We start from the raw sequence: 20,389 nt of genomic DNA, 5'->3' as shown, positions 1-20,389 counted from the left end.
ATATCAGTCGATTCCGCCCGTCAGGGTCGTCTGCTCAGCATAGTCGAGGTGTTTGACGAGCTGCGCGCGCAGCCGGGCACTTACCTCGGCAAATTCTATAGGTGTTGCGTGATCGCTCAACTGGGTCATGGCCAAACCGGCGTAACCACAGGGATTGATCCGGCGAAACGGCGCCAGGTCCATGTCCACGTTCAGGGCTAGGCCATGAAAGGAACAGCCATGGCGGATGCGCAGGCCCAGGGAGGCGATTTTCGCGCCGTCGACATAAACACCTGGAGCGTCGGGCTTGGCTGCCGCGGTTACGCCGTAGCTGGCCAATAGCTCGATCAGGCAGGTTTCCATGCGACTGACCAGATCACGCACGCCAAACCCCAGCTTGCGCACATCCAATAGCAGATAGGCCACCAGTTGCCCGGGGCCATGGTAAGTCACTTGGCCACCTCGGTCGACCTGCACCACCGGAATATCACCCGGAAGTAGCAGATGCTCAGCCTTGCCAGCCTGGCCCTGGGTGAATACCGGCGGGTGTTCCACCAGCCAGATTTCATCAGGAGCCGAAGTGCCGCGCTCGTTGGTGAACCGTTGCATCGCATGCCAGACCGGCTCGTAGGCCATCTGGCCGAGCTCGCGAAAGCCCAGGACCTGTGACATCACAACACCATGTGCACGAAGCCGGTGGCCCGCAGTTCACTGTTGATGTTGTAGAGCTGGTCTTGATCAGTCGCAACGATGTGCAACTGGATCGTGGTGTATTTGCCGGTAGAGCTGGATCGCTCATCCACGCGCTGATCGTTGATCGTAGCGTGCTTGCGCACGATTTCGAGGATCAGGTCTTTGCGGCCGACACCGGTATCGCTGATCACCTTGATGGGATAGTCCACCACCGGGAATTCGATCTTTGGCGCCTTTACTTCTTTATCGGTCATGGCGTAACGGCCTCGTAAGCGGTAAGCCGTGGCGACGAGCAAAGCCCCGCGTCGGATCAACGCGGGGCTTTGCGGGTGCACACAATCAGTTGAACAAGCCGTAGAAGAATAGACGGATGCTATCCCACACGCGGCGGAAGATACCACCTTCCTCAACAGCGTCGAGTGCGATCAGATCGGCACTGTGTACGACTTTGTCGTCCAGCTTCACTTCGACTTTACCGATCACATCGCCCTTGGCGATTGGCGCGGTCAGTTGTGGGTTCATGGTCATGCTGGCAGCCAGTTTCTTGAGCTGGCCTTTAGGCATGGTCAGGGTCAGGTCATCAGCCAGGCCGGCCTTGACTTGACGCTCGGTGCCTTTCCAGACCGGAGCCTGGGCCAGTTCAGCGCCCTTCTGGTAGAAGGTCTGGGTTTCGAAGAAGCGGAAACCGTAGGTCAAAAGCTTCTGGGTTTCAGCCGCACGCGCCTGTTCGCTGTTGGTGCCGAACACCACGGCGATCAGGCGTTGGCCGTCACGTACTGCCGAGGACACCATGCAGTAGCCCGCTTCGTCGGTGTGGCCGGTTTTCAGACCGTCGACGGTCTTGTCACGCCACAGCAACAGGTTGCGGTTAGGTTGCTTGATGTTGTTCCAGAAAAACTCTTTCTGGGAGTAGATGGCGTAGTGCACCGGGTCGACGCGAATGATCGCGCGGGCCAGGATCGCCATGTCATGGGCCGACGAGTAGTGGTCTGGGTTTGGCAGGCCGGTCGGGTTCATGAAGTGGCTGTTGGTCATGCCCAGGTCAGTCACGGTTTTGTTCATCATGTCGGCGAATGCATCTTCGCTGCCGGCGATGTGCTCGGCCAGGGCGACGCTGGCGTCGTTGCCGGACTGGATGATGATGCCGTGCAGCAGGTCGCTGACAGTCACCTGGGAGCCGACCTTGATGAACATCCGCGAACCACCGGTACGCCAGGCGTTTTCGCTGACGGTCACCGGATCGTTTTCACCGATCTGGCCGCGACGGATTTCCAGGGTCGCGATGTAGGCGGTCATCAGCTTGGTCAGGCTGGCCGGCGGCAGGCGCTGGTCACCGTTGTTTTCGACCAGCACGTTGCCGCTGGCGGCATCCATGAGCACGTAGGACTTGGCAGCCAGTTGCGGTGGCGCTGGCATCATTTCGACGGCCCAGGCAGCGGGCGCGATGATCAGCGGGACAAGCAGGCACAGGCGTTTGGCTAAGGTGGTGATGTTCATCCGTCTCTCGAAATTGCTTATGGAAACTTGCCCTCGCGGGCAAAACTATTCAGACAACCCGTTGCCAGGCTGTCGCGTGTTCAGTTGCCAGCTCAACCCTTGCCTTCGGGTTTTTATTATCCAAAGAGCCTGCAACCAGGACCCAGGCGTGCCTGGACCCTCAATCCGCTACTTATTCCGCGCTGACCACGCTGGGCTGACCCAGGTTGGCCAGTCGCACGCTGTTCTGCACTTGGGCAATTTCGCCCGCCGAGCCGATAGGGCCCAGGCGTACCCGGTGCAGGGTCTGCTGGTTACGCACGATGGAGCTGATAAATACCGGCGCGCTGACCATCCCGCTGAGCTTGGACCTTAACAGTTCTGCCGCATCCGGGTTGGCGAAAGCGCCGACTTGCAGGTACTGCCCGCCCGCTGCACTGCCCGGCGCCGCCTGTGGCACGGCCACGACTGGCGCAGCGTGTTGCTGGGGCGGCGGCGTCCACTGTTCGACCTTGCCCGCCGAGGCGGTGATCTGCGGCTGTGCGCTTTGTGGTTCGTTGAGCATCAACGGCGCCGGCTTGCCGCGCTGCGCCCAGTATTGGGCTGGGTCGATGCCTTCGACCTTGACCCGCGCCGTGCCGGATTCGGCATAGCCGAGTTTTTTCGCGGCAGCGTAGGACAAGTCGATGATTCGGTCGGAATAGAACGGCCCACGGTCGTTGACCCGCAGGATCACCACGCGGTTGTTGTCCAGGTTGGTCACCCGTACGTAGGCCGGCAGCGGCAAGGTCTTGTGCGCCGCGCTCATGCCGTACAGGTCGTACACCTCGCCGTTGGCGGTGTTCTGGCCGTGGAACTTGGTGCCGTACCAGGACGCCGTGCCCGACTGCACGTAGTTCTTGGACTCTTGCAGCGGGAAGTAGGTCTTGCCCAGTACCGTGTAGGGGTTGGCCTTATAGTTGCCGGTATGCAGGGTCGGCGTGGCATCCGGGATACGCGAGACGTCGACGTCCCACCACGGCGCGCCGTCCTTGTGGGCCCGGTTGATATCCAGCCCAGGCTGCGCGCGGACTACCGGGCCAGCGGCCTTCTGCGTCGGCGCACGGCTGGTGGAACAACTGACAACCAGCAAGGACAATGCGGCCAGCGCCACCAGCTTGAGCGGTTTATTGATTGGCGATACCCGCATTACTTGACGCCCCGTGCTTGAACCAGCATGTCTGACAGCTGATGCACGGCCATTGCGTACATCACACTGCGGTTATAACGCGTGATTGCGTAAAAATTCTTCAGGCCCATCCAGTATTCAGGGCCATCGGCGCCTTCCAGGCGGAAGGCAGTAACCGGCATATCATCGCGCAGCGCATCATGACTTGACCAGCCCAGCGCTCGCAACTCCCCGACGGTTTTCACCGGTTCGATACCCTGGGTCAGGCCTTCATCGGCGCGATCCCCCGTGACATCCGCACGGATCACCACCGGTTCGCCACCTACCCAGCCATGACGCTTGAAGTAACTGGCAACGCTGCCAATGGCATCATCGGGATTGCTCCAGATATTGATGTGGCCATCACCGTCAAAATCCACGGCGTAGGCGCGAAAGCTGCTGGGCATGAACTGTGGCAAGCCCATGGCCCCGGCGTAGGAGCCCTTGAGGGTCAATGGGTCGACCTGCTCTTCACGGGCCAGCAGCAGGAACTCACGCAGTTCCTTGCGGAAGAATTCGGCGCGGGGCGGGTAATCGAAGCCCAGGGTCGACAAGGCATCGATCACTCGATAACTGCCGGTATTGCGCCCATAAAAGGTTTCAACGCCGATGATCGACACGATCACCTGGGCCGGCACGCCGTATTCTTTCTCGGCGCGAGCCAGCACGGCCTCGTGCTGGCGCCAGAAGTCCACACCCCGCGCCACCCGGGCGTCGGTGAGGAACATCGGGCGATATTCCTTCCACTGTTTGACGCGCTCGGCGGGCCGGGAGATGGCGTCGAGGATCGCCTGCTTGCGCTGGGCCTCGCGGAACACGCCCATCAGTTGTTCGCCGGCGAAACCATAGTCACGCGTCATCTCGCCGACAAATTCGGCGACCTGGGGCGAGCCGTCGTAATCGCCGGCCAAGGCCTGCGGTGAAACGCCGAAGGCGCCCAACAGGCCCAGACAGGACGCATACCGAGCAGCCCAGCCGCGCATTGCTTGCATTGACATCTTCACCTTATTCAAACCTGTGCGATCCACTTGCGATGGGTATGGATCGACATCAAAACCCCAAACGCTGACAGTAATGTCACCAGCGAAGTTCCGCCGTAGCTAATGAACGGCAACGGCACCCCAACCACCGGCAGCAGGCCACTGACCATACCGATGTTGACGAAAACGTAAACAAAAAAAGTCATTGTCAGCGCACCGGCCAGCAATTTGCCGAACAACGTCTGCGCTTGCGCGGTGATTACCAGGCCGCGCCCGATCAACAGCAAGTAGATCAGCAGCAGCGCGCAAATGCCCACCAGGCCGAACTCTTCGCCCATCACCGCGATAATAAAATCGGTGTGGCTTTCCGGCAGGAAGTCCAGGTGCGACTGGGTGCCGAGCAGCCAGCCCTTGCCAAACACCCCGCCGGAACCGATGGCAGCCTTGGACTGGATGATATTCCAGCCGGTGCCCAACGGATCGCTCTCGGGATCGAGGAAGGTCAGCACCCGCTGCTTCTGATAATCGTGCATGAAGAAGAACCACATGGCGATCGCCACCGGCACGGCCGCCACCAGCACACTGACGATCCAGCGCCAGCGCAGGCCGCCCATGAACAGCACGAACGCACCACCCGCAAGGATCAGCAGGCCGGTGCCAAGGTCCGGCTGGCGCACAATCAGAATGAACGGAATGCCGATCAGGATCAGGCTGATCCCTACATGCTTGAGCTGCGGCGGCAACGTGCGCTTGGCCAGGTACCAGGCGATGGTGGCCGGCATCAGGATCTTCATGAATTCCGACGGCTGGAAGCGAATCACCCCCGGAATATTGATCCAGCGGGTGGCACCCATGGCGTTATGCCCCATGACATCCACCACCACCAGCAACAGGACGCCAGCGACATACCCCAGCGGCACCCAGCGCGCCATGAAGCGCGGTTCCAACTGGGCGATGACCACCATCGACAACAGGCCCAGACCGAACGACGACGCCTGTTTGATCAACAGGTCCCAGTTCTTGCCGCTGGCCGAATACAGGACAAACAGGCTGCCAGCCGCCAGGGTCAGCAGCAGGATCAGCAACGGGCCATCAATGTGCATGCGCTGCAACAAGGTGGCGCGGCGACGCATCACATCTTCACTGGAGAGGATGCGGTCAAAATTACTCTTCACGGGCCGTAGCCTCCGCGCTTGAAGGGTTGGCAAACTCAGGCTTGAGCTTGCCGTCCTGATCCAGCAACCAGGCGTCCATGATCTGGCGCACCACCGGAGCGGCCACACCAGAACCGGATTCACCGTTTTCGACCATGACCGCTACGGTGATTTTCGGGTTGTCGGCCGGGGCGAAACCGACGAACAAGGCGTGGTCACGATGGCGCTCCTGAACCTTGGAGCGGTCGTATTTCTCGCCCTGCTTGATCGCGACCACCTGGGCGGTACCGCTCTTGCCGGCAATCCGGTACTGCGCACCGGCAGCCGCCTTGCGCGCGGTGCCCCGCGCGCCGTGCATCACTTGTTGCATGCCGTGGTTGACCTTGGCCCAGTCGGATGGATCGCGCAGGATGATGTCCGGGATCGGGTTGTCATCCACCGGCTTTTCACCCTCGATGGTCTTGGCCAGGTGCGGGCGAATCCACTTGCCCTTGCTGGCCACCAGCGCCGTGGCCTGGGCCAGCTGCAAGGGCGTGGCCTGCATGTAGCCCTGGCCGATCCCCAGGATCAGGGTCTCGCCAGGGAACCAGGCCTGGCGACGGGTGGCACGCTTCCATTCCCGGGAAGGCATCAGGCCTGGGGATTCTTCAAACATGTCCAGGGACACTTTCTGACCGAGGCCGAACTTGCCCATGTAGGTCGACAAACGATCGATCCCCAGCTTGTGGGCCAGGTCATAGAAGTAGGTATCGTTGGAACGCATGATCGCCGTATCCAGGTCCACATAGCCGTCGCCGGTGCGGTTCCAGTTACGGTATTTGTGATCGTAGTTGGGCAACATGTAGTAACCCGGATCGTAGACTCGGCTGGAAGCGGTGACCACACCAGCATCCAGGCCGGCAATCGCCACCGCCGGTTTGATGGTCGAACCCGGCGGATACAGACCGCGCAGCACCCGATTGAACAGCGGCCGGTCGATGGAGTCGCGCAACTCGGCATAGGCCTTGAAGCTGATCCCGGTCACAAACAGGTTGGGGTCGAAACTCGGCTGGCTGACCATGGCCAGGACCTCACCGGTATTCGGATCCAGTGCGACCACCGCGCCACGCCGGCCGCCAAGGGCCATTTCTGCGGCCTCCTGCAGCTTGATATCCAGGCTCAGGACAATGTCCTTGCCGGGTATCGGGTCGGTCCGCTTGAGCACTCGCAGCACGCGGCCACGGGCGTTGGTCTCGACTTCCTCGTAACCTACCTGGCCGTGCAGTTCCGGCTCGTAGAAACGCTCGATACCCGTCTTGCCGATATGGTGGGTGCCGCTGTAATTGACCGGATCGAGGGTTTTCAGCTCTTTTTCGTTGATCCGCCCCATGTAACCAACCGAGTGGGCAAAGTGCGCCCCTTGCGGGTAATGGCGCACCAACTGCGCCACCACTTCTACACCCGGCAGGCGGAACTGGTTCACCGCAATCCTGGCGATCTGTTCTTCAGTCAGTTCAAACAGGACCGGCACCGGTTCAAACGGGCGCCGCCCCTGTTTCATGCGCTTTTCGAAGATCACCCGGTCTTCCGGGGTCAGTTGCAACACCTCGACAATCACATCGAGGATCTGCTGCCAGTCACCGGAGCGCTCGCGGGTCATGCTCAGGCTGAAACTGGGTCGGTTATCGGCGATCACCACGCCATTGCGATCGAAAATCAAGCCACGGGTCGGCGGAATCGGCTGCACATGCACCCGGTTGTTTTCCGACAGTGTGGAGTGATATTCGTACTGGATCACCTGCAGGTAATACAGACGGGCGATCAACACGCACATCAGCACCACCACCGCGATCGCGCCAAAGATCACGCGCGCGCGTACAAGACGTGCGTCTTTCTCGTGGTCCTTGATGCGGATCGGCTGGGTCATCAGGCAGGGCGCAGACTATTTGTGATAAGGGTGCCCGGACAGGACTGTCCAGGCGCGATACAGCTGTTCACCGATCAGGATCCGTACCAGCGGATGCGGCAGCGTCAGGGGCGACAGCGACCAGCGCTGGTCGGCCCGCGCGCAGACTTCCGGCGCCAGCCCCTCGGGGCCGCCGACCATGAAGTTGACCGTGCGCGAATCCAGGCGCCAGCGATCCAGTTCCACCGCCAACTGCTCGGTGCTCCAGGGCTTGCCGTGCACCTCAAGGGTGACGATGCGCTCGTTGGGACCGACCTTGGCCAGCATCGCCTCGCCTTCCTGACGGATAAAGCGCGCCACATCGGCGTTCTTGCCCCGGGTGTTGAGCGGTATTTCCACCAGCTCCAGCGCCAGTTCGGATGGCAGACGCTTGGCATATTCATGCCAGCCTTCTTCCACCCACTTGGGCATGCGTGAACCGACAGCGATCAGGCGCAAGCGCACAGCCGTTCCTTATTCCTGGTCTTTGTTGAGCTTGTCGAAGTGCGCGTGGCCGACTTCAGGGCTGTGGTGCTTGCCATCGGCGGCACGGCTCTGCTCGGCACCTTTCCACAGGCGCTCCAGGTCGTAGAACTGGCGGGCGTTGCTGGTCATCATGTGTACGATCACCGTGTCCAGGTCAGCCAGTACCCAGTCGCTGTCGCCCTTGCCTTCTTCACCCAATGGCTTGACGCCCTGGGCTTTGACGGCTTCGCGAACCTTGTCCAGCATCGCGCCGATCTGGCGGTTGGAGGTACCGGTGGCGATGATCATGAAGTCGGTGATGCTTTGCTTGTCGCGCACGTCCAGGACCTGGATGTCCTGGGCCTTCACGTCTTCCAGGGCGGCGACGGCCAGCGCTACCAGCGCTTCACCCTCAGGAGCCGGGACCAGCAAGGCTTCCACCGGCAACGGTGCGCTCTTGAAGGTGCCTTTGCGCTTAACTTTGCTTACGTCTTTGTTCGTCATATAAAACTCGTTTTGCTCATTAGTTCGGGCGCTTCAATACACGACTATTCGTGCCTTCAAGCGCGCCTTTTCAGTTCGACGCACGGTAAAGCCCGTGCGCATCGATGTAGGCCAGGACCGCGTCAGGCACCAGGAAACGTACCGACTTACCGCTGGCCAGCAGTTGACGGATCTGGGTGGCCGACACCGCAAGCGGGGTCTGCCAGACGAATGCAATATTCCCGCTCGGCCCGGTCAGGGCCTGTGGGTCACTTACCGACCGCGCTGCCAGCAGGTTGCGCAAGGCATCCGGCGGTTCGCTGTCGGCATCCGGGCGTTGCAAAACCAGGATGTGGCAATGCTGGAGCAACTCTTCCCAGCGATGCCAAGTGGGCAGGCCGCAAAATGCGTCCCAGCCCAAAAGCAGAAACAACTGGTCATCGGCGGCCAACTCGGCCCGCGTCTGCTCCAGGGTGTCGATAGTGTAGGACGGTTTATCGCGCTTGAGCTCGCGGTCGTCCACCACCAACGGGGCAATCCCGGCCACCGCGCACTGCACCATTGCCAGGCGCTCCTGCGCGCTGACCTGCGGTGTATCCCGGTGCGGCGGCCTGGCGTTGGGGATCAGCCGCAGCTCTTCCAGCCCGAGGGTATCCGCCACTTCCAGGGCACTGCGCAAATGGCCGATGTGCACGGGGTCGAAGGTACCGCCGAGCAGCCCGATGCGTTTACCCATCAAGTGCGCACATGGCCATCGCCAAAGACCACGTACTTCTCGCTGGTCAAGCCTTCCAGGCCAACCGGGCCACGGGCGTGGAGCTTATCGGTGGAAATACCGATCTCCGCCCCCAGGCCATATTCAAAGCCATCGGCAAAGCGTGTCGACGCGTTGATCATCACCGACGCGGAGTCCACTTCGGTGAGGAAACGCCGGGCATCGCTGAAATGCTCGGAAACAATCGCATCGGTGTGCTTGGAACCGTAGGTATTGATGTGCTCGATGGCCTGGTCCAGGTCATCAACGATCCGAATCGACAGGATCGGCGCGGTGTACTCGGTGTACCAATCCTGCTCGGTGGCTTCGATCACATCGCCGCCCAGCAACGCCCGGGTACGCTCGCAGCCGCGCAGCTCAACACCCTTGTCACGATAGATCGCAGCCAATGGCGGCAACACGCGCTCGGCAATGCCGGCGTGGACCAACAGGGTTTCCATGGTGTTGCACGGCGCGTAGCGGTGCGTCTTGGCGTTATCGGCAATGCGGATCGCCTTGTCGAGATCGGCCGCAATGTCGATATATACGTGGCAGACGCCATCCAAATGCTTGATTACCGGCACCTTGGCATCGCGGCTGACGCGCTCGATCAGGCTCTTGCCACCGCGCGGCACGATCACGTCGACAAATTCAGGCATGGTGATCAGCGCGCCAACGGCGGCGCGGTCGGTGGTTTCCACCACCTGCACCACTTGCGCCGGCAACTCGGCCACGGCCAGGCCTTGCTGGATGCAAGCGGCGATGGCGCGGTTGGAGTTGATGGCCTCGGAGCCGCCGCGCAGGATGGTGGCGTTACCGGACTTGAGGCACAGGCTCGCAGCGTCAATGGTCACGTTCGGACGCGACTCATAAATGATGCCGATCACACCCAGGGGCACGCGCATCTTGCCGACCTGGATCCCGGACGGCAGGTAGCGCATGTCGCGGATTTCACCGATGGGGTCAGGCAGCTTGGCCACCTGACGCAGGCCTTCGATCATGTCGTCTATACGTGCCGGCGTCAGCGCCAGGCGATCGAGCAGTGCCGGTTCCAGACCATTGGCCCGGCCATTGGCCAGGTCCTGCTCGTTGGCGGCGATCAGCTCGGAGCGCGAGGCATCCAGAGCGTCGGCGGCAGCCAGCAGGGCACGGTTCTTCTGCGCAGTGCTCGCACGGGCGATCAACCGCGAGGCCTGACGGGCAGCGCGACCCAGGCGGGTCATGTAGTCAAGAACGGACTCAGTCATGGTCTGGAGGTCTTGGCAAAGAGGAAAGCGGCAGATTATAGCTGTCGCGCCGTCCTACGGACAGCGGTGAGGGGCGGATGGTCGAAATGAACTGCAAAAAGACGACGTTCAGCGGTGATTAAGCCTGGAGTTGATATCATCCTGTCACATTTGGCCTGCGCAACCGTCAACCGTCATGTCCAGTTTTTCGCCCAAGATCCTCGCCAGCCCCCTGCCTGATGGCTTTTTCGACCGCGACGCGCAAACGCTCGCGAAAGATTTGCTGGGCAAAGTCATCCGCCATCGCGTCGACGATGTGTGGCTGTCGGCGCGAATTATTGAAACCGAGGCCTATTACCTAGCCGAAAAAGGCAGCCATGCATCCCTCGGCTACACAGAAAAGCGTAAGGCTTTGTTTCTGGATGGCGGGCACATCTATATGTACTACGCCCGTGGTGGCGACTCCCTGAACTTCAGCGCCCAAGGGCCGGGCAATGCCGTGCTAATCAAGTCGGCCTACCCGTGGGTGGATGAGGCCTCAGGGCCGGGCAGCCTGGCGCAAATGCTGCTGAACAACCCTGACGCCAGCGGCCGGCCGCGCCCGGCCCAGAAGCTCTGCGCCGGGCAAACACTGCTGTGCAAGGCCTTGGGTTTGAAGGTGCCAATGTGGGACGCCAAGCGCTTCGACCCGCAGCGACTGTACGTCGAGGATGTGAACCTTACGCCCGCGCAGATTATCCAGACCACCCGCCTGGGCATTCCCGGTGGGCGGGATGAACACTTGATGTATCGCTTCGTCGATGCAGGCTATGCGGTGTATTGCACACGGAACCCGTTGCGACGCGGCCAGGTCGAAGGCCGCGACTACGTTTTGATTTGAAAACCTGCGTCCTCTTGTAGGAGCGAGCTTGCTCGCGAAAAACGTCCAGGCGCCAGGTTTATCCAGGATGCCCGCGTTATCGTTAGCGATTTTCGCGAGCAAGCTCGCCCCTACAGAGGATACGACCATTGATGGAGTGATTGTATGGGCCCATGGCTCGATGGCATTACTGGCTGGCTGACCCTTAACCCGCAATGGCTGGCGGCGGCGGTGTTTATCGTCGCGTTTGTGGAGTGCCTGGCCATTGCCGGGATTATCGTGCCAGGTACGGTGTTGCTGTTCGCCATTGCCGCACTGGCCGGCAGTGGTGCGTTGTCCCTGGGCGAAACCCTGCTGCTGGGCTTGCTCGGCGGGCTGCTGGGCGATGGGATTTCCTACTATCTGGGGAGGCATTTCCACCAGAATATCCGGCGCCTGCCCGGCCTGCGTCATCATCCCGAATGGATGGACGGTGCCGAGGCCTACTTTCAGAAGTACGGCATCGTCAGCCTGCTGGTAGGACGCTTCATTGGCCCGCTGCGCCCCATGCTGCCCATGGTCGCCGGGATGTGCGACATGCCATTCCCGCGCTTTGCTGCCGTCAGCGTGCTGGCCGCCGCCGGCTGGTCGGTCGCCTACCTGTTGCCTGGCTGGGCCGCAGGTGCAGCGTTCCGCCTGCCGCTGCCCGAAGGGTTCTGGCCTGAGGCTGGGGTGGTTGCCGCCTGCCTGGCCGTGTTGTTCGGTATCGCCCTCAACAGCACCCTGCGCGGCCACCGCCGGGCCACGCTGTGGGTGGGCTGCGCCAGCCTGGCCTTGTTGATTGCGATGTTTATCGGTTATCCGTACCTGAACCACTTTGACCAGGGATTGATGGCCCTGGTCCAGGAGCATCGCAGCCCAACCATGGACCGGGTCATGGTGATGATCACGCAGTTGGGTGAGTTCAAGAAGATGTTCGTCGCCAGCGCCGTGCTGACCGGCCTGCTGTTCCTGGCACGGCAATGGCGCCAGGGGATCTTTGTCGGCGCCACACTGCTGGGCGCCGCGCTGATCAATACCGGGAGCAAGCTGTTCTTTGCCCGTGGCCGACCAGAAATCCTCGTCGACCCGCTGACCAGCTTCAGCATGCCCAGCGGTCACGCCTCGGGCTCATTTGCGTTCTTTCTCGCGCTGGCGGTGCTGGCCGGTCGCGACCAACCGATTCGCATGCGCCTGGCCTGGCTGCTGCTGGGAGCGATCCCGGCCGCCGCCATTGCACTGTCACGGGTGTATCTGGGGGCGCACTGGCCGAGCGATATCCTGGCTGGCACCTTGCTAGCAATGACGGTTTGCGCCTTCAGCCTGACGCTGAGCCAGCGCCAGAGCTCGCTACCGCCCATGGCGCCAAAGGTGTGGTGGCTGATCGTGCCGGGATGCGTGGCGGTTCTGGGGTTCTTTGCCCTGACCGGGACCACCCACGCCCTGCTGCGCTACGCCTACTGATCTAGGCCGGACCGACCCAGTCCACGGGAGCGCTACGCCGTTCAGAGCAGCGCTCCCGGCGTTCGAACAACATCTCATCGGCGATTTCGGCAGCCCGCTCGGCAATGTACTCCGGGCCACGATCGCCGGCCTGCTGAATCAATTGCGCGGTCACACTGACAAAAAAAGCATCCCAGATCGGCTGCTCCGATGGCGACAATCGAATCATGTTCATTCCCTGACAGTAGTGGCTGAAGCTCCACTATTTCAGGCGATGAGCACCCGGCATCGAAGAAAAATCCGAACCTTGCGTGGATAAATCCGAGGCAACCCGGCTCAGGGAAACAGTTCACCCTGCAACTCATCCAGCAGCAACTGGATCGCATCCAGACGCTGCTGGGGATCGTCGAGTTGCAGCAACTCGATCTTGTCGGCGTCGGTGAACGGCAACAGGTAGGCAAGGCGGTTGCCCAGCACCTGCTGCCCCTGCGCATCGGCGCCCATGTCCAGCGAGGCGACCATCGGGTGCTCCGCCAGGGCCTCAAGCAGCGCCAACAAATCAGCATCCTCCTCGTCCAACGGGCGCTCGGGCAGGTCTTCCAGCCACTCGACATCGGCTACCAACAGTTGATCGCGCTGCACATCCGCCTCGCGCACCCGAAACCTGCGCCCACCCTCGACCCGAATCCCCAGCAAGCCATTGTCCTGCTGCTTGAAATCACGAATCAGCGCTTCGCAACCAATCACTGCATAGCCATCGGGTGCCAGGCCGACTTCCTGGCCATCAAGGATGCAGACCACGCCGAAGCCTTCGCCCTTTTTCATGCAGCGGCCGATCATGTCCAGGTAGCGCGCCTCGAACAGTTGCAGGTCGAGGGTGCAGCCTGGAAACAGCACGGTATTGAGAGGGAACAGCGCCAGACTCATAAAGCGTTCCTTAAACCCGACTTAAATCGCCAAAGACACGGCCAGTGGCAGGAACACTGCCGTGGCCACGCCCATCAAACTCATCGCCAATGCGGCAAAGGCGCCGCACTCCTCGCTTTCCTGCAAGGCCACCGAGGTGCCGACAGCATGGGCGGTCATGCCCAGGGCCATGCCCCGCGCCTCCGGGCTGTGTACCCCCAGGCGCGACAGGTAGGCCGGCCCGATCATCGCACCGATCACCCCGGTGATCAGCACGAACACCGCCGCCAGTGCCGCGACGCCGCCGATCTGCTCGGCCACCAGCATGGCGATGGGCGAAGTCACCGACTTGGGCGCCATGGTCATCAGCACCATGTGTTCGGCACCAAACCACCATCCCAGCCACACACACAGGCCGGTGGCAAACACACCACCCACCACCAGCGTAGTAAAAATCGGCCAGAACAGCTGACGAATCCGTCGCAGGTTCAGATACAGCGGCACCGCCAGCGCCACGGTAGCCGGGCCCAGCAGGATGCTCATGATCTCGGTGCTTTTGCGGTACTCGACGTAGGTCAGCCCGCAACCCAGCAACACGCCGATCACCAGCAACATCGACACCAGCACCGGTTGCAGGAAGATCCAGCGGGTCTTTTCATACCCCGCCAACACCAGTTGATAGGCACCCTGGGTAATGCCGATGCCAAATAAAGGATGGTGGATCACCGCGGCCCACGCGCCCTGCCAATCGAAGGTCATTGCCCCTCCTCCCGCCGCGCCTGGCGCTTGACCAGCTTTTGCATCAACACGCCGACAAAGCCCATGGCGATCACCAGCGATAACACCAGCGCGCCGACGATGGCCCAGAAATCGGCAGCAATGTCCTTGGCATACACCATCACCCCCACCGCCGGCGGCACCAGCAGCAACGGCAGGTAACGCAACAGGCTGCTGGCCGCCAGGCTCAACGGCTCGCCGACTTCGCCGCGCCACACCAGATACGCCAGCAGCAACAGCAGGCCGACAATCGGCCCCGGCAAGACCGGCAGGAACAAATGATTGATCGCCGTGCCCAGCAATTGGAACAACACCAGCCAAGTCAAACCGCGTAACAACATCTGCCTTCCCTCCAAAAGCCCTTGGCCATTATAAGCATGCAGCCCCTATGAACTGGCATTCGCCAAAAGCATGGTGGGTTGACCGGACCATTGGCCCATGATGATCTACATTGGTTCTCTGTAATCCACCGAAAACAACAACACCCACCCCCTGTAGGAGCGAGCTTGCTCGCGAAAGCCGTCAACGATAACGCGGGCATCCAGGCAGTACGCGGTGACGTTGGGTTTTTCGCGAGCAAGCTCGCTCCTACAGGGGAATAGATTGATGAACCAAGGAGAGTCGCAATGCCCTTCGTACCTGTAGCGCAACTCAATGATTATGTCGGCAAGGAACTGGGACGTTCCGCATGGCTCACCATCGACCAGGAGCGTATCAACCTGTTCGCAGAAGCCACCGGCGATTATCAGTTCATCCACGTCGACCCGGTGAAAGCCGCCCAGACCCCATTTGGCAGCACCATTGCCCATGGCTTCCTGTCGTTGTCGCTGATCCCCAAGCTGATCGAAGACATCCTGATCATGCCTGAAGGCTTGAAGATGGCCGTCAACTACGGCCTGGACAGCGTGCGATTTATCCAGCCGGTTAAAGTCAATTCCAAGGTGCGCCTGGCGGTGACCCTCACCGACGCAACCGAGAAAAAGCCTGGCCAGTGGCTACTCAAGGCGACCTGCACCCTGGAAATCGACGGCCAGGAAAAACCCGCCTATATCGCCGAGTCGTTGTCACTCTGCTTCGTCTGATGCACATGTAGGAGCCGACTTGCCGGCGACAGCGTTTTTGCCGACGCCATCGCCGACAAGTCCTGATTACCACACAGACCACTAGGTATAGCTTCCCCCGCTGCGGCATACTCGGCGCTCAATTATCCGGATCCCGCTATGCGCCCAATCGTTCCCCTTGCTCTGGCCTTGTTGCTCACCGCTTGCGGCGACGGCGAATCCCTGTTGCCGCCCGACGCACGGCTGCCGGACGGCGGGCGTTATCGCGGGGATGTGGTCGATGGGCTGCTGCAAGGCCAGGGCCGGGTGGACTATCCCAATGGCAGTTGGTACGCCGGGCAATTCGACAAGGGCCAGTGGCACGGCCAGGGCGAATGGCACGGCAGCAACGGCGAAGTCTATAAAGGGCAGCTCCAGCAAGGTCTGTTTGATGGACAGGGCACCCTGACCACGGCGGCCAATACCTACGTCGGCGGCTTCAAGCAAGGCCGACGCAATGGCGAAGGCACCCTCAAAGAGGGGCAAATGACCTATCGCGGCGAATTCAAGGACGACCAGTATTCCGGCCTCGGGCGCCTGGAGCTGGCGGACGGCAGTCAATACCAGGGGCTGTTCGCCCACGGCAAGCCCAACGGTGAAGGCCAGCGCAACGACGACAGTGGCAACCAGTTCAGCGGCCACTTCGTCAACGGCCAACTGGAAGGCAACGGCACCTTCAACAGTGCCGAAGGCGACATGTACATCGGCCACTTCAAGCAGAACCAACTCAACGGCAAGGGCCGTTATGAAAACGCCGATGGCGACGTGTGGACCGGTGAATTTCGCGAAGGCGCCCTGAGCGGCAAGGGCGAACTGACCGGTGTGGATGGCAGCCATTACATCGGGCAATTCAGTGACTGGCGCTTTACCGGTGAAGGGCGCCTGAACCTCAGCGACGGCAGCTTCTACGTCGGCGGCTTCGACAACGACAGTTATCAGGGCCAGGGCACCCTCGTGCTCACCGACGGCACCGTGCAAGCCGGAACCTGGCTCAACGGCCTGCGCGTGCGCGATGCCGACGGCAAGCTGTTGCCCGATACCCTCGAAGTCGGGGTACTGGCCCAGGGCCGCTTGCTCGATGAGGCCCTCGCGGCCGTGCCGGCGTCTACCCCGGCTGTCGAGCTGTACAGCCTGGTGGTGGCTGGTGACGGCAAGCAAAGCGTATTTCTGCGCGAGGCCGACTATGTCAGCAACCTGCTGGCCAGTCGCTTCGGCGCGCGCGGCCAGATCCGCCTGGTCAACCACCGCGACCATATCGCCGACCGCCCGATGGCGACCCGCGAAAGCCTGCGCCGGGCCGTACTGACCCTGGCCGAACGCACCGGCCCCGAAGACCTGGTGTTTATCTACCTGACCAGCCATGGCACCCACGAGCACCAACTGGTGCTCGACCAACCGCGCATGGAACTGGCCGACCTGCCGAGCGACGAACTGGCCGCCGTGATGGCGCCGCTGAAAAACCGCGACAAGGTCATTGTTATTTCCGCGTGCTACTCCGGTGGGTTCATCCCGGCGCTCAAGGACGAACACACCCTGATCATGACCGCCTCGCGCGCCGATCGCGTGTCGTTTGGCTGCTCGGAAGAAGCCGACTTCACCTACTTTGGCGACGCCCTGTTCGCCCAGGCCCTGAACCAGACCGACGACTTGCAGCACGCCTTCAAGCTGGCGCAACGGCATGTGACCGAACGCGAGATGGCCGACAATTTCGAAGCCTCCGAACCGCAGATCTGGGCCCCCAAGAGCGTCATCGCCCGCTGGCAATCATTACGTAAACAGCAGGCACGAAAGGCGCTGGAAAGCGTCTCTATCAATAGCAAGGAAGCCAAGAGCAACTAAGCTGAAACTGTATCAAGGGGGGAAACACCATGTACTTGACGCCTCAGCATATATTGCTTGCCGGAGCCTCGGGCTTGACCGGGGAACATCTGCTGGACCGCCTGCTCAACGAGCCCACCGTCACCCGCGTACTGGCACCCAGCCGCCGCCCGCTGGCCGAGCACCCGCACCTGGAAAATCCCGTCGGCGACCCGGCGGTATTCCTGCCGCAACTGAGCGGCCGGGTAGATCTGGCCTTCTGCTGCCTGGGCACCACCCTGAAAAAGGCGGGGTCGGAGGCGGCTTTCCGCGCCGTCGACCTGGACATGGTCGTGACGTTCGGCAAGCGTGCCCGGGAAATGGGAGCGCGGCACCTGATCGTGATCAGCGCGATTGGCGCCGACCCGAAATCCTCGGTGTTTTATAACCGCGTCAAGGGCGAAATGGAGCAGGCCTTGAAAGCCCAGGGCTGGCCACAACTGACCATCGTGCGACCTTCGCTGCTGTTGGGCGAGCGCCTGGAAACCCGGCTGGCGGAAAAGCTCGCAGGGCCGTTGTCGCGGCTGATTCCCGGTAAGTATCGCGGCATCGAAGTGTGCGAACTGGCCCGGGCCATGTGGCGCCTGGCGCTGGAGGAGCAGGACGGGGTACGGGTTGTCGAGTCGGATGAGTTGCGCAAGCTTGGCAAGTGAATCCGTTCAACGGTTTTTGCACCGGCCCAATGTGGGAGCGGGCTTGCTCGCTCCCACATTTTAGGTCGGTGTTAAACCTTGGCTCAGTGTTACAACCCACCCGTCGCATTAAACCCAACCCCCAATACCGTCAACGCCGACAGCGGCAACAGCAGCGTGTCGAGCAACGCGCTGGCCGGCAGATCAAGGCCCGGATAGCTCGGCGCTTGCGCACCAAAACGGTCCATGGCGCAACAACCTCCCTGCAGCGCATACAGGTCCAGGCGCGTCCCTGCATAGACCACCGGCGCGCCGGGTTTCGCCGCATCCAGGGTGCGCGCCGTGGCGCAACCCGCCAGGTGCAGCGCCAGCACGATCAACAGTGCTTTATTCATCGCTGCTCAAATGATGCTCACCCCAACGCGGCAGCATGTCCTGGGGGATATTCAGCAGGTTGAGGATCCGTGCCACCACAAAATCCACGAGGTCATCGATGGTCTGCGGCTGGTGATAAAAGCCCGGGGACGCCGGCAGGATGGTCACGCCCATGTTCGACAACTTGAGCATGTGCTCCAGGTGAATGCTCGAATACGGCGCCTCGCGCGGCACCAGGATCAACTGGCGGCGCTCCTTCAAGGTCACGTCTGCCGCGCGCTCGATCAGGTTGTTGCAGGCACCGGTGGCGATCGCCGACAAGGTGCCGGTGGAACACGGCACCACCACCATCGCTGCCGGCGCACCGGAACCGGAAGCCACCGGCGACATCCAGTCTTCCTTGCCGTAGACCTTGATCTGCCCCGCCGCCGCACCGGTGTATTCGGTAAGGAAGGCCTGCATCATCTGCACTTTAGGCGGCAGCGAGACATCCGTCTCGGTGGCCATTACCAACTGCGCCGCCTTGGAAATCAGGAAGTACACCTCGCGGTCTTCGCGCACCAGGCAGTCCAGCAGGCGCAACCCATAAGGTGCACCGGACGCGCCGGTCATCGCCAGGGTGACGCGCTCCGGCCCGCTCACTGCAGGGCCTCGGCGAGTTTACCGTGCAGGCCGCCGAAGCCGCCGTTGCTCATGATCACCACGTGAGTGCCGGGTTTGGCCTGGCTCTTGACCCGTTCAATGATGCCTTCCAGCGAATCACTGACAATCGACGGCACGCTGCAGAGTTTGGCCACGGCCGCCAGGTCCCAGCCAAGGTTGGCCGGTGCGTACCACACCACCTGGTCGGCATCATTGACGCTTTCCGGCAGGCCGTCGCGGTGTGCACCCAGTTTCATGGAGTTGGAGCGTGGCTCGATAATGGCGATTACTGGCGCATCGCCCACGCGCTTGCGCAGGCCATCAAGCGTGGTGGCAATTGCCGTCGGGTGGTGGGCAAAGTCGTCGTAGATGGTGATCCCGTTCACTTCAGCGACCTTTTCCATCCGCCGCTTGACGCTCTTGAACGCACTCAGCGCAGCAATACCCATCGCCGGCACCACGCCGACATGGCGCGCAGCCGCCAGGGTGACCAGGGCGTTGGCGACGTTGTGCTGGCCGGTCATGTCCCAATCGACAATGCCCTGGGCCTCGCCCTCGAACAGCACCTCAAACCGGGAGCCATCCTCGCGGAGCAACTTGACCTGCCATTGGCCGCCCGCGCCAGTGGTTTGCACCGGCGTCCAGCAGCCCATCTCGATCACGCGCTGCAAGGCAGGCTCGGTGGTCGGATGGATCACCAGGCCTTCGCTGGGGATGGTGCGCACCAGGTGATGGAATTGCCGCTCGATGGCCGGCAGATCAGGGAAGATATCCGCATGATCGAACTCCAGATTGTTCAGGATCGCTGTGCGTGGGCGGTAGTGAACGAACTTGGAGCGTTTGTCGAAGAAGGCGCTGTCGTATTCATCGGCCTCGATCACAAAAAACGGCGTGTCGCCCAGGCGCGCCGATACCGAGAAATTCTGCGGCACACCGCCGATCAGGAAGCCGGGGCTCATGCCCGCGTGCTCCAGTACCCAGGCCAGCATGCTGCTGGTGGTGGTCTTGCCGTGAGTACCCGCCACCGCCAGCACCCAGCGGCCTTGCAGCACATGATCGGCCAGCCACTGCGGGCCGGAGACGTAGGGCAGGCCTTTGTTCAGCACGTATTCCACGGCAGGGTTGCCACGGGACATGGCATTGCCGATCACCACAAGGTCCGGGACCGGGTCAAATTGCGCCGGGTCGTAGCCTTGGGTCAGCTCAATGCCCTGAGCCTGCAATTGCGTACTCATCGGCGGATAAACGTTGGCATCGGAGCCGGTGACATGATGACCCAGCTCTTTGGCCAGGACCGCCATTGAGCCCATGAAGGTGCCGCAAATACCGAGAATGTGAATGTGCATAGTCGACCTCGTAAAACATCGAGGCAGGTTAGCGCAGGGTGGGAAAATTCGCACTCTTTTACTGCAACCCAAAGAGTTGCAATCAAGCCCGGT

At 61.5% G+C, this 20,389-nt stretch carries 23 protein-coding genes; 5 read left to right on the top strand and 18 right to left on the bottom strand.

Translation table 11 applies throughout. The features are described 5' to 3' along the window. Positions 1–3: 3 nt before the first annotated feature. From lipB to H097_RS19135, 11 genes are all read right to left on the bottom strand, one after another. Positions 4–651, bottom strand: coding sequence for a lipoyl(octanoyl) transferase LipB (gene lipB / locus H097_RS19185; RefSeq protein WP_032861701.1), 648 nt, complete (start codon positions 649–651; stop codon positions 4–6). Next, positions 651–926, bottom strand: a complete 276-nt coding sequence (locus H097_RS19180; RefSeq protein WP_015886061.1) for a DUF493 domain-containing protein — start codon at positions 924–926, stop codon at positions 651–653. Before H097_RS19180 ends, lipB begins: the two co-directional genes overlap by 1 nt. An 85-nt stretch (positions 927–1,011) precedes the next feature. Next, positions 1,012–2,169 (bottom strand): D-alanyl-D-alanine carboxypeptidase family protein, encoded by a 1,158-nt coding sequence (locus tag H097_RS19175; RefSeq protein WP_029292257.1) that lies wholly within the window; start codon positions 2,167–2,169, stop codon positions 1,012–1,014. A 172-nt stretch (positions 2,170–2,341) separates the two neighbouring features. Beyond that, positions 2,342–3,337 (bottom strand): septal ring lytic transglycosylase RlpA family protein, encoded by a 996-nt coding sequence (locus H097_RS19170; protein ID WP_032861700.1) that lies wholly within the window; start codon positions 3,335–3,337, stop codon positions 2,342–2,344. Further along, entirely contained in the window at positions 3,337–4,347 is a 1,011-nt protein-coding gene (gene mltB / locus H097_RS19165) for a lytic murein transglycosylase B (RefSeq protein WP_032861698.1), read from the bottom strand. Before mltB ends, H097_RS19170 begins: the two co-directional genes overlap by 1 nt. A gap of 17 nt (positions 4,348–4,364) precedes the next feature. After that, positions 4,365–5,468 (bottom strand): rod shape-determining protein RodA, encoded by a 1,104-nt coding sequence (gene rodA, locus H097_RS19160; protein ID WP_050593408.1) that lies wholly within the window; start codon positions 5,466–5,468, stop codon positions 4,365–4,367. 31 nt (positions 5,469–5,499) lie between these two features. Beyond that, complete coding sequence (gene mrdA / locus H097_RS19155) at positions 5,500–7,395, bottom strand: penicillin-binding protein 2 (protein ID WP_032861694.1); 1,896 nt, start codon at positions 7,393–7,395, stop codon at positions 5,500–5,502. Positions 7,396–7,410: 15 nt separating this feature from the next. After that, a complete protein-coding gene (gene rlmH / locus H097_RS19150) occupies positions 7,411–7,878 on the bottom strand; it encodes a 23S rRNA (pseudouridine(1915)-N(3))-methyltransferase RlmH (protein WP_003185785.1) in 468 nt (155 codons plus the stop codon). 9 nt (positions 7,879–7,887) lie between these two features. Beyond that, positions 7,888–8,382 (bottom strand): ribosome silencing factor, encoded by a 495-nt coding sequence (rsfS, locus tag H097_RS19145; protein WP_032861691.1) that lies wholly within the window; start codon positions 8,380–8,382, stop codon positions 7,888–7,890. 70 nt (positions 8,383–8,452) lie between these two features. Beyond that, the gene (gene nadD, locus H097_RS19140) at positions 8,453–9,097 is read right to left on the bottom strand and encodes a nicotinate-nucleotide adenylyltransferase (RefSeq protein WP_032861688.1); all 645 of its coding nucleotides are present in this window, start codon (positions 9,095–9,097) and stop codon (positions 8,453–8,455) included. Further along, positions 9,097–10,362, bottom strand: coding sequence for a glutamate-5-semialdehyde dehydrogenase (locus H097_RS19135; RefSeq protein WP_032861686.1), 1,266 nt, complete (start codon positions 10,360–10,362; stop codon positions 9,097–9,099). The genes nadD and H097_RS19135 overlap by 1 nt, the downstream gene beginning before the upstream one ends. 175 nt (positions 10,363–10,537) lie before the next feature. Here H097_RS19135 and H097_RS19130 point away from each other — a divergent pair, with 175 nt between their 5' ends. Further along, entirely contained in the window at positions 10,538–11,221 is a 684-nt protein-coding gene (locus tag H097_RS19130) for a DNA-3-methyladenine glycosylase (protein WP_032861684.1), read from the top strand. A 144-nt stretch (positions 11,222–11,365) separates the two neighbouring features. Beyond that, on the top strand, positions 11,366–12,682 hold the full coding sequence (locus tag H097_RS19125) for a bifunctional DedA family/phosphatase PAP2 family protein (RefSeq protein WP_032861681.1): 1,317 nt from the start codon (positions 11,366–11,368) through the stop codon (positions 12,680–12,682). A 1-nt stretch (position 12,683) separates the two neighbouring features. Here H097_RS19125 and H097_RS19120 read toward each other — a convergent pair whose 3' ends face one another. The 4 genes from H097_RS19120 to H097_RS19105 form a co-directional block, all read right to left on the bottom strand. Continuing rightward, positions 12,684–12,890, bottom strand: a complete 207-nt coding sequence (locus H097_RS19120; RefSeq protein WP_032861949.1) for a hypothetical protein — start codon at positions 12,888–12,890, stop codon at positions 12,684–12,686. 107 nt (positions 12,891–12,997) lie between these two features. Then, entirely contained in the window at positions 12,998–13,588 is a 591-nt protein-coding gene (locus tag H097_RS19115) for an LON peptidase substrate-binding domain-containing protein (protein ID WP_032861680.1), read from the bottom strand. A gap of 21 nt (positions 13,589–13,609) precedes the next feature. Beyond that, complete coding sequence (locus tag H097_RS19110) at positions 13,610–14,326, bottom strand: LrgB family protein (RefSeq protein WP_032861678.1); 717 nt, start codon at positions 14,324–14,326, stop codon at positions 13,610–13,612. Beyond that, entirely contained in the window at positions 14,323–14,685 is a 363-nt protein-coding gene (locus H097_RS19105) for a CidA/LrgA family protein (protein ID WP_032861676.1), read from the bottom strand. Before H097_RS19105 ends, H097_RS19110 begins: the two co-directional genes overlap by 4 nt. 285 nt (positions 14,686–14,970) lie before the next feature. On the opposite strand from H097_RS19105, the gene H097_RS19100 reads away from it, so the two are divergent. The 3 genes from H097_RS19100 (at position 14,971) to H097_RS19090 (ending at position 17,954) form a co-directional block, all read left to right on the top strand. Further along, the gene (locus H097_RS19100; protein WP_032861675.1) at positions 14,971–15,426 is read left to right on the top strand and encodes a MaoC family dehydratase; all 456 of its coding nucleotides are present in this window, start codon (positions 14,971–14,973) and stop codon (positions 15,424–15,426) included. A gap of 138 nt (positions 15,427–15,564) precedes the next feature. Continuing rightward, a complete protein-coding gene (locus H097_RS19095) occupies positions 15,565–17,283 on the top strand; it encodes a C13 family peptidase (protein WP_032861673.1) in 1,719 nt (572 codons plus the stop codon). 29 nt (positions 17,284–17,312) lie between these two features. After that, a complete protein-coding gene (locus tag H097_RS19090; protein ID WP_032861672.1) occupies positions 17,313–17,954 on the top strand; it encodes an oxidoreductase in 642 nt (213 codons plus the stop codon). An 89-nt stretch (positions 17,955–18,043) separates the two neighbouring features. On the opposite strand, the gene H097_RS19085 is transcribed toward H097_RS19090, so the two are convergent. Genes H097_RS19085 through mpl form a run of 3 tightly spaced genes read right to left on the bottom strand, consistent with a single transcriptional unit; the run spans position 18,044 to position 20,296 of the window. Next, the gene (locus H097_RS19085; protein ID WP_032861671.1) at positions 18,044–18,328 is read right to left on the bottom strand and encodes a YceK/YidQ family lipoprotein; all 285 of its coding nucleotides are present in this window, start codon (positions 18,326–18,328) and stop codon (positions 18,044–18,046) included. Beyond that, a complete protein-coding gene (ubiX, locus tag H097_RS19080) occupies positions 18,321–18,950 on the bottom strand; it encodes a flavin prenyltransferase UbiX (protein ID WP_032861669.1) in 630 nt (209 codons plus the stop codon). The genes H097_RS19085 and ubiX overlap by 8 nt, the downstream gene beginning before the upstream one ends. After that, entirely contained in the window at positions 18,947–20,296 is a 1,350-nt protein-coding gene (mpl, locus tag H097_RS19075; protein WP_032861668.1) for a UDP-N-acetylmuramate:L-alanyl-gamma-D-glutamyl-meso-diaminopimelate ligase, read from the bottom strand. The genes ubiX and mpl overlap by 4 nt, the downstream gene beginning before the upstream one ends. Between the last annotated feature and the right edge of the window lie 93 nt (positions 20,297–20,389).

Source organism: Pseudomonas sp. FH4 (assembly GCF_000510915.2).
Lineage (GTDB): Bacteria > Pseudomonadota > Gammaproteobacteria > Pseudomonadales > Pseudomonadaceae > Aquipseudomonas > Aquipseudomonas brenneri.
This window is presented reverse-complemented; position numbering and strand designations above follow the sequence as displayed.